We start from the raw sequence: 13197 nt of genomic DNA, 5'->3' as shown, positions 1-13197 counted from the left end.
CGCCTCCTTGTCACGCAGGCACCGATCACCGAAACAGCCGCCAAGCTTCGGCCCCATCGAACGGCCGCACGGGGATCAGGTTCAGCGCGATCAACACCATGTTCGTCGTCGTGAGCGCCGTCGTGAGCTGCCCGGCGAAGCCCCACGAGGGCAGGAAGCTCGACCAGAGGGGCGCCGTGAGCAGCACGGCCAGTTGCGCGAGCACGCCGCCCCACGCGACGAGCGCGCGTTGCTTCATGGTCACGTCGCCGTGCCAATCGCAGACCCCGCCGAGCGCGTGGACGTCGACGGAGACGACATAGCCCCCGACTGCACGGGCGAGTAGCGCATGACCGAGTTCGTGTACGAGGACGAGGATCAGGAATCCGAGCCATGCGCCCGGCGCGAACTTGAACCCGCAGAGCACGAAGGCGCCGAGCGGCATGCTCCAGTGGATGCGGATGGGCGCCCGGCCGAAGTGGCCGATCACGAGGTAGCCGTCACGAATGCGCATTGTCGTCTCGGGGACGAGTGTCTTTCATGCAGCGAGACCGGTCAACCGGCCGCTGAAACGCATGAACTTGGCTCACAGCGGGTCGCATTGCCGGGGGAGATCCGGGGGCAGCCGGTGGAGCTCAGGACGACGAGGGCGAGCTTTGCGACGTGGTTGGAGGAGGCGGGGGTGGCGGAGGGCGTGAGGAAGCGGCTGATGGGGCATGCCGTGCGGGATGAGACGGAGAGGCATTCTACGGCGCGGGAGGTAGGGCCGTTTGCGAGGGCGGTGGCTGCGATTCCAATCGAGGCCTCGTCATGGCTCCGGTAGGAGACTCGGCGGCACCCGTGCGTCGCATCTGAATTGGTGCCCGCCGTGGCCATCCGGTACGATGCTCCACTCGCCGACGGCACGGGGATCCTCGCTGAACTTCTCGCGACGTCGCACACTGAGCGCCGCGAATGCATCCTTCATGCCCTGCGGCGCGATGGGATCACGGAGGAGATCCTGCACATGCGCGAGGTGCTCCGGGATGCCCCAGACCGACATGGCCATGACGTGCGCGTTCCAAACCGTGATCACGATTCGCAAGGCGTTCTCTGCTACTTCGATTGGCGGAGCGGGGCCGAGCTGCGAGAGCAGCGGTTCGCCGAAGTCGAGGATGGTCTCGGAAATCTTTCGGTCAGGAATGACAACGCCGTGGGTAGACGCCTTGCGCTTCCTTTGGGTCATGTCTCTCGACAACCGTCTTACCTCACCCGAAGCCCGAACACCAGGGCTTCGAGGACCTGAGCGTTTGTCCACGAGCGTGGCGGACCGCACACCGTTTGCCCCGGGATCGTGACGAGCCGGTTTTCTCTTGACAAGCCGTACTGGAGGGTAAAACCTTCGTGGACCCGCCAATGCGTGTTCGTCACGAATGATCTTTCCGAGGAAGGGCGCCGGGCGGCGACAGGAAGCCGCCCGGCGCTTCGGGGATTACCGCGCCTTCGGGAGCTGGAGCATCACGCTGCTCCCGGGCTCGACGAGGAATGACGTCGCGCTCGATCTCCAGGACTCCGCAATGCCGCCTGCGCCGCGCAGGCCGGTGTAGAGGAAGCCGGACCTCATCGTGTCACGAAGCTGGGCGACGGGATCGTAGGGCGCGGCCCCGATGCCGCTTCCTCGGCTCCACGAAAGCTCGAACGTCGCCGCTCCGGCTGCCGAATGCTGCGGGGCCTGCCCCGCTTTCGGGTCTGACCCGCCGCCGTCGGAGCCGCCGTTCAAGTGGCTCCAGGCGGCACGCGCGAACCCGGGGCCTGGGCTGGGGATGCCCCCTCCACCCGCATTCTCGCCGGTCATACCGAAGGCGACGTCGAGCCCCACGCCGAGGCCCACGTTGATGCCGAATTCCTCTCCGCTGCTCCCCTCGTCCGAGAGGAACTTCAGCCCCTCGTTCGTCGAGTTTTTGATGATGGATCCCGCCAACATGCCGCCGAAATTCTTCGGCATCGCCGCGCCCAGGAGCCCGCTCGCCGCTCCCGCGACGATGCCGACCCACGTCTTCCAGCTCTTCCAGTTCCACTTCGTGATGTCCCACGTCCCATTCACGGCCATCCCGCCCGTGATCGCGCCGACGATGGCGTCGCCGATGTCCTCGAGGAAATCGAGGAAGCTGTGCCCCGAAGGATCGACGTAAATGACCGGGTTGTTGCCGGCGTACGCGTACGGGTTCAGCGAGGCCGCGTGGGTCTCGGGCCCGCCGAAGAGGTACGTGTCGGCCGTGAGGAAGCGGCCCAGCGTCGGGTCGTAATAACGCGCGTTGGAGTAGTAGAGGCCGCTGTCCTTGTCCCACTCCTTGCCGGTGAATTTGGCGCGGAACATGTCCGTGCCCGGGCTCGCCGCGTCGATGAGCTCGCCGTAGGGCTTGTAATGGGCGCGGGCGACCTCCTGGCCGGCGGCGTTCGTGACCAGGCTCGACGAGCCGAGGTGATTGTGGTGGAAGTAATACGTGCCGCTCACCGGATTGCCGGCGCCGTTCGAGCCCGCGGTGAGGGCATCCTCGGTGGAATCGGTGGACTCGGTCGGCTCCGCCGGCTGGCCTCCGCAGGCGCCGAGCATGGACGCGAGCACCACCGGCACGGCGAGGGCGAAGATCGGGTGCCGACGCGCCCACGGGGTCGCCTCCGGGAGGAGGATCCTGCGGAGCCGCGCGAGCGGGCGTCCGAGGTGCTTTTGCGCGAGGGGCCGACGCGCGAGGCGCGCCAGCGCAAAAACGAGGGCGAGCGTGAGGGTCAGCGCGGCGGCGGTGCGCGCGTTTGGATCCATCGCCCAAAGGGAGACACGGTTCTGGGCATACCCGAGGAGCCCGGCCGCCGAGCCCTTGTCGTAGAGCGAGCCCATGCTGCCCTGCCCGCGCATCTCGAAGAGCGCCGTTTGCCCGGGGGGCACGGAGTTCGTGATGGATGCCACCCGGCCGGCAGGCGCGGTGATGTATTTGGTCTCGTGGCGCGAGCCGTCGGGGCGGAACATCACCTCGAAGTCTGGGGTCACGTAATGGGTCTTCGTCCCGTCGGCGTCGATCTTGACGACGCGCAGGCCCTCGAAGTCGTACTCGAATCGATTCACGACCACGCCGTTCGTGGTCACCGAGGTGAGGTGGTGCTCGCCGTCGTAGCCATACGACGTGGTGCCGCCGTTCTTCACCTGGCTCGTGCGGTCCCCCGTGCTGCTGTATCCGATCGGTTGACCGTCGTGGGAAACGACGCGGTGGCCCATGTAGCTCAGGAAGGAGCCCTCCTTGTAGACGAGGTTGCTGGCCGCATCGTATTGGTATTCGGCGACTCCATAGAGCCCCGCCGACTCGGCCCTCACGAGGTACCCGGCCGCGGAATAGGAGAACGTCTGGCTATGGGCCGGCGCGCGGACGTCGTTGATCCGCTGGATGCGGTTATCGTCGTCCCACGTGTATCCGTAGGAGAACAAGTACACGGAGTCCATGGCCAGCAGCCGCTGGCGCTCGTCGTACCAGTAGCGGGTCGTCCTTTGATTGCCGTAGACCTGGGTCCTGGGCTGGCCGGTCGCGAGGTAGTCGGCTTGCAAGAGGTGCCGGACTCCATCCATCGTGAGCGTGCTCAGGCGTCCGAGGCCGTCGTAGACCTCGTTCAGCACCTTGCCATCCGGATAGGTTTGGCTCGTGACGCGCCCGGCCGGATCATAGGTGCGGCTGACCGTGTACGTCGCGCCGTCGAGGGTGATGGCTCGGCTCGCCATGCGGCCGTCGGCCGTGTAGGAGAAAGCGTACCGCTGCGAGGGTGCGGTCTGCCCCGAGGGCGTGATGGTGACGCTCGTGAGCCGCCCGGGGCCGTAGGCGTACGCCGTCTGGTCGTAGGTGTAATCGACGGTCTGCTTCGAATGGACCCTCTTCTGCATCACGCGGCCGAGGCCGTCGTAGGTATACGAAATGATGCTCCCGTCCGAATCCACGGTCTGGGCGAGCTGGCCCGTCCCCGGGGTGTACGTCGCGGTAAGGTTGCCGCGGTCGGGTGAGGTCGTCGAGACGGTCCTTCCCACGCCGTCGTACGTGATTGTCTGGGTCGCCAAGAGGTCCGCGACGTGCGTCCGCCGGCCGAGGGCGTCATAGTGGAACCAGGTCTCCCGCCCGTCGGCGTCGCGCTGCTTCTTGACGCGGCCGCGTGCGTCGAGCCACTGGAAAGACGTCGCGCCGAGCCCGTCGGTGGTGGAGATGAGAATGGCACCGAAGTCCACGGACCGCGCGTAGGTGCGCTTGCCGCCGGGGCCGTCGACGCTCTTCGCGTGCCCAAAATCGTCGTAGGTCGTGACGGTGCCGGCCTTGGTGTAGCTGGGGTAGCCGGGCAGCGACTCGTACGTGACGCGGCCCTCCATGTCGAAGGTTCGATCGACGACGGGGGTCGGGCTCCCCTGGGTGTCGCTCGTGACCTCCTTGTAAACGCGGCCGAGGCCGTCGATGTATTCGTCGGTCACCTGGTACGAGGTGCCCTGCCAGTCATTGTATTTCCGTTTTCGTTGATAGGCCTTGCCGGCCGCGTCCTTGGCCCATGTGACGTCGAGCAGGAGCGCGAGCGCGCCGGTCGGCGAGGTGCTGCGGACGGCGACCTCGCGGCCGAGGCCATCGACCGTCACGGTGCGCGTGCCGCCGGCGGGATCGGTGGCGCCGACGCGTGTGCCGAAGCGCGGATCGAAGGCGAAGGAGCTGCCGAGCGAGAGGCCGCCGCCGCTGCGTGTCTCCGTGACGGGATACGTTTGATAGGCGCTGTCGTACCCGAGCGTGAGCACGGTCCCGTTGGGCTCGGTCCGGGTGACGGGATTGCCGAGCGCGTCGTACGTGAAGCTCGTCGTCTGCCAGGAATTGCCGCTCTCCCAGCGGGATACGGACAGGAGGCTCATGCGGGCCCCGTTGCCGTATTGGAACTTGGTGTGTTCGACCTTGCCGTCGCAGATGCAGTCGTAACCCGTCCACTGGCACCACGATCCAACCGTACGCTCGGCCGGATAGTCCAGGCGCCAATTCGTGATGCTGGACGTATCCTGGACGAACTGGATGCAAACGTCGAATTCGTCGTACTGGCTGCTCACGTGGCCGAGGTCGCGGACGAGGATGGCATTGCCGTAGGCGTCGTACTGGAGGTAGTCCTTCCCGGTGGTGACGACCCCGCCGGGAGCGGCGATTTCGCTCCTCTCGCTCGTCTTCCTGACGTTGTACACGGGGAGCTCCCAGGAATACGTGGTCCCGTGCGCGTAGGTGTAGGTCTGCTTTTCGTAGGCCCCGCCCGAGGCGCTCGCGACCTTCTGCGAGGTGAGGAGGCCGGTGTAGGGGAAGGCGGGGTTGTAGGTCCTCGTCGTCTTCGCCTGCGTCGAGAGCAACGTCTCCGTGATCGTGTCGAAGCCCAAAAACCCGCGCCCGTTCACATCCATGCTCGGGACGCCGTAGGTCACGTTGCGCACGGCAGAGCCGCCGCGGCCGTCGCCCTGGGTGTACTGGTCGACGACGAAAATGCCGGAGAGCTCGGCGCGTTTGCCCGGGCCGCTCGTCGGCGCGCCGGAGAGGATGGGCGCGTAATGGATGGCGACCGTGGCGCCGAGGCCGGTGGTGACGAGCGTCATCTGGTCGACGGGCCGAGGCTCGGCGGGCGCCGCGCTGCCGCGGCCGAAATACACGTCGAACGAGTTGCTGTTGTTCCCCCAGTCCTCGTCCCAGTCGCCGTGCTCCTGGCGGAGGAAGTCCGACTTGCCGTCCCCGTCGAAGTCGCCCGGGATGATGAATGCGCCGGGATCGTTCTTGAGCGCGATTTTATAATCGACGTCGAGCGGCGTGAGCGGCGTGATGATCCGGAACGTGCCGTCGCCGAGCGAGATGTAGACGTTGAAGGTGTTGTTGTCGTCGTCGTCCCAGCCGCCGTGCTCCTGGCGGAGGAAGTCCATCTTGCCATCCCCGTTGTAATCGAGCGGGATGAGGAAGGCGCCGGCGTTGTGCTTCAGGTCGTTCTGGTAGGCCCAACCCTGGGGCGTGACGATGTCGAAATTGCCGTCGCCCCGCGAGAAGTACACGTTGAAGGTGTTGTTCCCGTCGTTCTCCCAGGCGCCGTGCTCCTGGCGGAGGAAGTCGGTCTTGCCGTCGCCGTTGTAGTCGCCGGGGATGATGTGGGCGCCGTCGCCGGACCGGAGCTCGAACTGGTATCCCCAGCCCGTGGGCGTGGTGACGTTGAACGTGCCGTCGCCGTTCGAGAGGTAGACGTTGAAGTTGTTGGCGGCGTCGTTGCTCCAGCCGTTGATCTCCTGGCGAATGAAATCGGTCTTGCCGTCGCCATTGTAGTCGCCGGGGATGATGTTGGCGCCGAAGGTGCCGCTCAGCCACGCCTGGTAGATCTCGGCGTTCGGGTCCGGCGTCACCCCCTGGAACGGCACCCATTGCTGCGGGACGCCGTCGGGGCGGAGGATCTCGTAGCCGTTCCTGAACGGCCGCACGACCTCGAAGGTGCCGTCACCGTTCGAGAAGTAGACCTCGAAGTTGTTGGCGGTGTCGTTGGCCCAGCCGTTGATCTCCTGGCGGATGAAATCGGTCTTGCCGTCGCCGTCGTAATCCCCGGGGATGATGCGCGCGCCGTAGTTGGCGCTCAGCCACGTCTGGTAGACGACCCCCGGCGGGGTGATGAACTGGAAGGTGCCGTCGCCGTTGGAGAGATACACATTGAAGTTGTTGCTCTCGTCGTTGGCCCAGCCGTTTTGCTCCTGGCGAATGAAATCGGTCTTCCCGTCGCCATTGTAGTCGCCCGGGATGATGCGCGCGCCGTAGTTGGCGGTCAGCCACGTCTGGTAGATGTGCCCCGGCGGGGTGACGACCTGGAACGTGCCGTCTCCCCGGGAGAAATAGACATTGAAGTTGTTGCTCTCGTCGTTGCCCCAGCCGTTGTGCTCCTGGCGAATGAAATCCATCCTCCCGTCGCCGTTGTAATCGCCGGGGATGAGCACCGCGCCCGGGTCGTGGCGGAGCTCGGCTTGATACCACGGGTCGTTCGTCGGCATGACGACGGCGAAGTCCCCCGCCGCCTCGGCCTGCCACTGGAACGTGGTGGCCGGGAGGCAAACCCCGGCGGCGTCGCACTCGCTCAGACCCTGAAGCAGGCTGCGGCTCGTGGCAGGCGAGACCGCGTAGGAAAGTCGATATTGCCGCGCCGTCGAGGCGCTGTACGGGACGCCGACGGAGGTGGTGATGGTCGAGAGCCGGAGCTTCGTGTCGATACGCGTGCCGGCGAGGTAACGCGTGTTCCAGTCGCTGCGGGCCTCATACGTGAAGTGGACCCGGCGCTGGTGGAGCGAAGGGAGCGCGTCGTGGAGCGTATAAAGGATCTGCTGCGGATAGATCTGGCCGCTGTCCGCGAGGTAGCTGACCGTGTAGTAGGCGCCGTTCGGGCTCGTCATCCGCGAGAGGCCCCAGGAGCCGACCGTGCCGCCGGCGAGCATGAGCCGAGCGTCCGCCGTGCCGCCGAAGATTCGCTGGTTGCCGTGATTGTCGGTGACCTCGAATCGACACGGCCCCGTCCCGCACACGCCGAAGGAGCGGACGCGTTGGTAGCTGTCGACTTCGGTCTTGTACGTGGTCCCGTCGCCGCCGTCGTCGCCGCTCACGGCGATGAGGCGCTGGCCGTCGAGGCAGAAGCGATCGTCAGAGTTCCCGTTCACGCCCCCCGTACGCCCGTCCTGCGCGAGGGTCTGGGCGCAGCGGGTGACGGAGCCGAGGCCGGAGAGCGCGAAGTGCATGCCGAGAGGGCCGCTATCGCCCCAGCTACTGTAATCGATCGAGAGCTTGGGCTCGACGCCGGCCGCGCCGGGCGGCACCACGATGGGGATGGTGTACGAGGCGCCGCCGCGGGAATCGACGGAGAAGGTGCCGGGCGTCGAGCCAATGGGGACCGTGGTCGCCGTCGTGGTGACCGACGCCGTGGCCGTGACCGCATCGGCAGCCTCGTCGACGACGTCGCCCTCGTCGATCTCGACGTCGGCGTCGTAGCCGCCGCAGCCCGGCGCGAGGAGCGCAGGCAGCAGCGCGGAGAGGAGGAAAAGGGTGCGCGCGTGACTCATGCGCGCCGCCCTCAGCAGCGACCGTGCCGGAGCGCGCGCCGCGGTCGAAACCGCGTGCCGCCCTCGAGCCCCGAGGTTTTGACATGTCAAAGCGGCGCCGTTGACATGCCCGTCGCATGTCAAAGCCTCGGGTCGAGCCCGAGCTCCCGTAGCCTCCGCCGGAGCGCCTTCTCGGACACCTCCAGCCGCTCGACCATCCGCGCGACGTCGCCGCCGCAAGCGCGGTGGCAGCTCGTGATCTCCTCCACCGTCAGATCACCCGCCGTCCGGAAGCGCTTGCTGCGATCGATGAGCACGTAGATCGACGCGCGGGTGATCTGGAGCTGGTTCGCCGCGGCCACCAGATCCCAGCGACTCGCGCGGAGCGCAGCCTCGAGCTCGGCCTCGGTGATCTCCGACGGCTTGCGCCGCGACGAGAGCGGCTCGCTCGCAGCCGCAAGCACGCTCCCAGGCGCGGACGCCGCGCGCTCGGACACGTGCGCGGATGCGGGCTCGTTGAGGAGGCGCTCGACGGCGGGCCCGACCGTCATGCGATCCTGCCCGCGGGAGCCGAGCACGATCTGGTGCACCACATTACGTAACTGGCGCACATTGCCGGGCCAGTCGCCATCGACGAGGCGGGCCACGAGCGATGCGGAGAGCCAGGGCCGACCGTCGGGGGCGCGGGAGGTGAGGCGGTGCCCTTCGCCGATCGCTTCGAGCTCCTCGCGGAGGAAGCCGAGGAGCAGGCGGCCGATGTCGTCGCGGCGCTCGCGGAGCGGGGGCATCCGGATCTCGAGCGTCGCGAGGCGGTGGAGCAGCGGGGCGCGGAAGCTGCCGTCCCGGACCTTCGCCTCCAGGTCCGCGTCGGTGGCGGCGAGGATCCGCACGTCGACCTTGTGCACGCGCCCGGCGCCGACCACCTGCGCCTCGCCGCTCTCGATGGCGCGCAGGAGCATCACCTGCACGTCGGGCGGCGTTTCGCCGATCTCGTCGAGGAAGAGCGTGCCGCCGCGGGCCGCATTGAAGTACCCCTGCCGCTCCCGCACGGCGCCCGTGAAGGCGCCGCGCTCGACGCCGAAGAGCTCCGCGCTCGCGAGCGTGGGCGGGACGGCGGCGAGGTTCACCACCACGAAGGGCCCATCGCGCCGCGGGCCGGCCTGATGGATCGCGCGGGCCGCGAGATCCTTGCCCGTGCCCGTCTCGCCGCGGAGGAGCACCGGCCGATCCTGATCGGCCACGGCCCGGATCTCCCGCCGCACGAGGTGGATGCCGGGGCTGTCCCCGATGAGCCCGAGCGTCTCCTTTTCGGGCGTATCGCATACCTCGACGCGGTGGATCAGGAGCACGATCCGGCCGCCGAGCAAAAGGACGGCGCCCCGCCGCAGATCCTCGGCAGAGAGGTCGAGCGCGCCCTCCACGGTGCTCCCCCGATGGACCACGCTGGTGCGGCTCTCGACGACGCTCACGCGCACGCCGCCGCCCGGGAGCGGCGCGAGCCGGATCGGAGTGCGGCTCACGCACGCGTCCGCGAGCGGGCGCGCGGTGGGGCGGGTCGGGGGCGTGAACGGCGGCTCCTCGCGCGAAAGGACGACCTCCCGCCCGACGTTCAGCTTGGCCAGCACGGCGCGCTCGCCGATGCGCTCGACGTCGGGGTGACAGAGGATGCTGAGCATCACGGCCGTGACCGGGCCGGAGGCGACGTCGCGCGTGGTCGAGCCGTCGTAGGTCTGCCTGGTCGGATCGTCGGAGCCTATGGGCACGTCAGCGTTCCTTCGAGCTTGCGCGACCGCGCGCGGAACGTCATCCCCGATGGGATCGGGCGCGGCTTTTCCCCTCGGCCTCCGGGCGTGAAGCACATGACCGCGAAGTCCGCGGTGGCATCCCCCGTCTCGAGGTCGAAATCGAGGGAGGTCTGGGCGCCGTCGAGGTCCACGTTGCGGCCGCTCCCAAGGGCGTAGAGCGCCGTGTAGATCCCGCCCGGCCCGACGTCGAGGTGCTCCCCCGGCGGGAGGAGGCGCGGGATCACACGCGCCAGGGCCGGGCCGGTGACCTTCGCGTCGCCGAGCGCCGCGGTCGCGTACGCGAGCAGGTAGAAAGCGTCGTAGGGGGCGCTCGTCCAGCTCTCCGAAGAGAAGACCTCTCTGTAGTGCACGAGGTATTTCGTGGCCGCGGCGTTGTCGTCGGCGGTATCGACGAACAGCATCCGCCTGCGCAGCTCGGGGTGCGCCTGCAGGAAGTCGGGCAGGTCCGCGGGCCCCATCGCGCTCCCCCAGACGTAGCGCGGGCGGTGGCGCGCGCCGGCGGGCCAGGCCCGCTCGATGGCCGGGATCAATTCGGTCTTCGCGCCCCCCGAGACGACCACGTGCGGCTGGTAGGCGGCGATCTCGGCCGCGGCGCGCCCGAGGACGGCCGCGTCCCCGGAGTCGCCGACGTCGGGGAACGCGAACATTCGAAAGTCGCCGCCATTCTCGGTCACGCTCCGCCCGTTCCAGCGGAGCGTCGCGACGAGTCGATCGACCAAGCTCTGCCCCGAGGGATTGCCGAACCTGGGGAGGGCCACGCGGATCGGCGCGCCGGGCCCGAGCAGGCCAGGCGCGCGGCGTAGCTCGGGCTCCACCACCTCGGCGAGCACGTCGCGTATCGGCGGGGCTACCATGTCGCTGCTGATGGTCACCCGCCACACGAGGCGCGGCTCGCCGGGCGCGTGCGGGATGTCGCGCAACGTCGCGGCCGTGTTCGCGGCGAGCGCCAGCACGCCCTTCGGGAGGAAAAGCTCGCTCGCGAGGTCGAGCACCTCCTTGCTGCGCGCGAAGCCCAGGATGGCCGGGACGCGCACCTCGTTCACGAGATGCTCGGCGGCGCGGGTCGCGTTCGTCGCGTCGTCGCAGAGCACCACCGCGAGCGGACGCCGCGGCCCGCCGGGGCGCGCCGGGGGCAGGCCGCCGGTGGTCTCGGCGAAATCGCGGCGGGCGAGGTCCACGGCGTTCGCCGCGAGAGGACCAAACTCCGTCGGATCGGGCAAGCGGTAGGGGTACATCGCGCCAAACCAGATCGTCGACTCGTTCTCCACGTCGCCCGGCGAGGCGAGCACGCGGCAGTCCTCCGTCTCGAGCGCGACGCACACGCCGTCGTCCTTGCGGCACAGCGCGGGCTTGCCGCCGTTCGCTACGACGCACGCGCGGTGGTCGGCGCAGCCTGGCCGTGGGGCCGCGGCCACGGACGCGCTGGGAGCGCTCGGCTGCACGACGGGTGCCGGCCTCGAGATCCACGCGCCGACGAGCGTCGCGAGCGTCGCCATCGCCAGGAGGCCCACGGCGAGCCGTCGGCGCGTGTGGTCCGGACGTGCAGGCGGAAGCTCGTCCGGTGCAGGCGCATCCCCTGCGGTCGGGTGGATGGTGGGTGTGGCCGGCTCGATGGACATCGCCGGGGAATCGGGCGGTATCGTGTCCAGCGGCGTGGGCGCGAGGCTCGGCTGATCCAGGGTGGCCGCGCTCGGCTGATCCAGGGTGGCCACGCTCGAAGCCCCCTCCCCGTCCCGAGCTGGTCTGTCCGAGGCGGGCGGTTCCACCTCCGCAGGCGGCGCGAGCGCGGGCTCGATCGCGGCCGAGGAGATGGGCTCGCCGTACACGGCGGCGTGGGCCTGCTCGATCGCCTCCTGCATCCCACGCGCGTTTGGCCAGCGATCCTCGCGCGAGAAGCGGAGCGCGCGATCGACCACCGCCACGATCTCCGCGGGCACGTCCTTCGCGACGTCGGCGAGGGAGCGGGCGGGCTGCGTGGCCACGCGGACGATGCTCTCCTCCGCGGTCTCGGCTTCGTGCACGACGCGCCCGGTGAGGAGCGTGAACATCGTCGCGCCCGAGGCCCATACATCGGCGCGCCCGTCGACCTGCTCCCAGCGGCCGAGCGCCTGCTCCGGCGGCATGAACGCGGGCGTCCCCAGGCGCACGCCGGCCTGCGTGGCCATGCTCCCCGGCTCGTGGCGGAAACGCGCGATGCCGAAGTCGAGGACCTTGAGCGCGCCCGCCGTCGTGAGGAAGAGGTTCTCCGGCTTGATGTCGCGGTGGACGATGCCCTGGTCGTGGGCCGCCGCGAGCACGTCGAGGAGCTTGTGGCCCATCACGAGCACCTCGCGGCACGGCCGCGGGCCGAGGCGTCGCAGCCGCGCGCCGAGCGACTCGCCTTCGAGCATCTCCATCACGAGGAAGGCGGCCCCATCCTCCGCGACGTCGTCGTCGAGCACCTGCACCGCGCCCGGGTGCCCGACCGCGTTGGCGACGTAGCCCTCGCGCACGAAGCGGGCGCGCACGTCCTCGTGCACGGAGAGCTCGGGGTGCAGCACCTTGATGGCGACCCGGTGGCCGTTGCGGTGCACGCCGAGGTACACCGCGGCCATCCCGCCCACGCCGAGGACGCGCGCGATCCGGTACTTGCCGTCGAGGGTCGTGCCGACCCGGGCCGCGGCGCGCGCTTCGATCGGCGGGACGGGACGGGACATCGTGACCGCGACAATACCAGACGAGGCGTGGGACGCGCGACATGCGCCTCGTGCTCCGACACCTCCATCACGCGCCGCCCCGGGGGCCGCTGCTGTTCAGGCCCGAATGCTCGCCGGTTCACCACGGGTCACGGACGGCACGCACGATCCCGGCGGCGTGGCCGGGGGAGCGTTGGCCCCCACGTCACGGGCATGAGCGCTGCGTCGCCGGTCGCGGCATGGATCAATAGCTCGAAACTCGTAATCGCTCGCGTGCCACGGTTACTGGTTCCTCGGCGAGCGGCGCTGGCGCTTCGGCGTCGGGCGATTCTCGGCCCACGTGAGCAGCTCGTCGAGCGCGGGGCACAGCGACTGGCCCCAGTCGGTCAGGTGGTACTCGACCTTGGGCGGCACCTGCGCGTGGACGATGCGCGCGACGATGCCGTCCTGCTCGAGCTGCCGGAGCTGCTGGGTCAGCATTTTCTGCGAGATGCCCGGGATGGCACGCTCCAGGTCGGAGAACCGCTGCTTCTTTCCGCCAAACAGGTGGAAGAGAATGACCAGCTTCCAACGGCCCTCGAGCATCTGAATGGCGTCCTCGATGCCGCTGGCCGCTGACGCAGGCGTGTGATGGTCATGCTTACCCAAAGGTATGTACCCCACTATT

6 protein-coding genes are annotated in these 13197 nt (G+C 68.8%); all 6 read right to left on the bottom strand.

Features of this window, described 5'->3' with window-relative positions; translation table 11 throughout:
- Positions 1-25: 25 nt before the first annotated feature.
- Entirely contained in the window at positions 26-493 is a 468-nt protein-coding gene (locus tag QHF84_RS07260; RefSeq protein ID WP_281312453.1) for a M50 family metallopeptidase, read from the bottom strand.
- Between the two features lie 294 nt (positions 494-787).
- A complete protein-coding gene (locus QHF84_RS07255) occupies positions 788-1204 on the bottom strand; it encodes a hypothetical protein (RefSeq protein ID WP_281312452.1) in 417 nt (138 codons plus the stop codon).
- A 246-nt stretch (positions 1205-1450) separates the two neighbouring features.
- Positions 1451-8071 carry an FG-GAP-like repeat-containing protein gene (locus QHF84_RS07250; RefSeq protein WP_281312451.1) on the bottom strand — a complete coding sequence of 2207 codons (6621 nt, stop codon included), beginning with the start codon at positions 8069-8071 and terminating at the stop codon, positions 1451-1453.
- A gap of 119 nt (positions 8072-8190) precedes the next feature.
- Positions 8191-9813, bottom strand: a complete 1623-nt coding sequence (locus QHF84_RS07245) for a sigma 54-interacting transcriptional regulator (RefSeq protein WP_281312450.1) — start codon at positions 9811-9813, stop codon at positions 8191-8193.
- Positions 9804-12551, bottom strand: a complete 2748-nt coding sequence (locus QHF84_RS07240) for a protein kinase (protein WP_281312449.1) — start codon at positions 12549-12551, stop codon at positions 9804-9806. The genes QHF84_RS07245 and QHF84_RS07240 overlap by 10 nt, the downstream gene beginning before the upstream one ends.
- A gap of 261 nt (positions 12552-12812) precedes the next feature.
- Positions 12813-13193 (bottom strand): helix-turn-helix domain-containing protein, encoded by a 381-nt coding sequence (locus QHF84_RS07235; protein WP_348652844.1) that lies wholly within the window; start codon positions 13191-13193, stop codon positions 12813-12815.
- Positions 13194-13197 lie beyond the last annotated feature (4 nt).

The organism is Polyangium sp. y55x31, from assembly GCF_029946505.1.
Lineage (GTDB): Bacteria > Myxococcota_A > Polyangia > Polyangiales > Polyangiaceae > Polyangium.
Note: the sequence above shows the minus strand (reverse complement) of the source record. Positions and strands in the feature narration are given on the sequence as shown.

Excerpts from the sequence above, each read along its gene's own strand:
- QHF84_RS07250 (WP_281312451.1), bottom strand. The coding sequence starts at position 8,071 with ATGAGTCACGCGCGCACCCTTTTCCTCCTCTCCGCGCTGCTGCCTGCG.
- QHF84_RS07240 (WP_281312449.1), bottom strand. The coding sequence starts at position 12,551 with ATGTCCCGTCCCGTCCCGCCGATCGAAGCGCGCGCCGCGGCCCGGGTC.
- QHF84_RS07260 (WP_281312453.1), bottom strand. The coding sequence starts at position 493 with ATGCGCATTCGTGACGGCTACCTCGTGATCGGCCACTTCGGCCGGGCG.
- QHF84_RS07255 (WP_281312452.1), bottom strand. The coding sequence starts at position 1,204 with ATGACCCAAAGGAAGCGCAAGGCGTCTACCCACGGCGTTGTCATTCCT.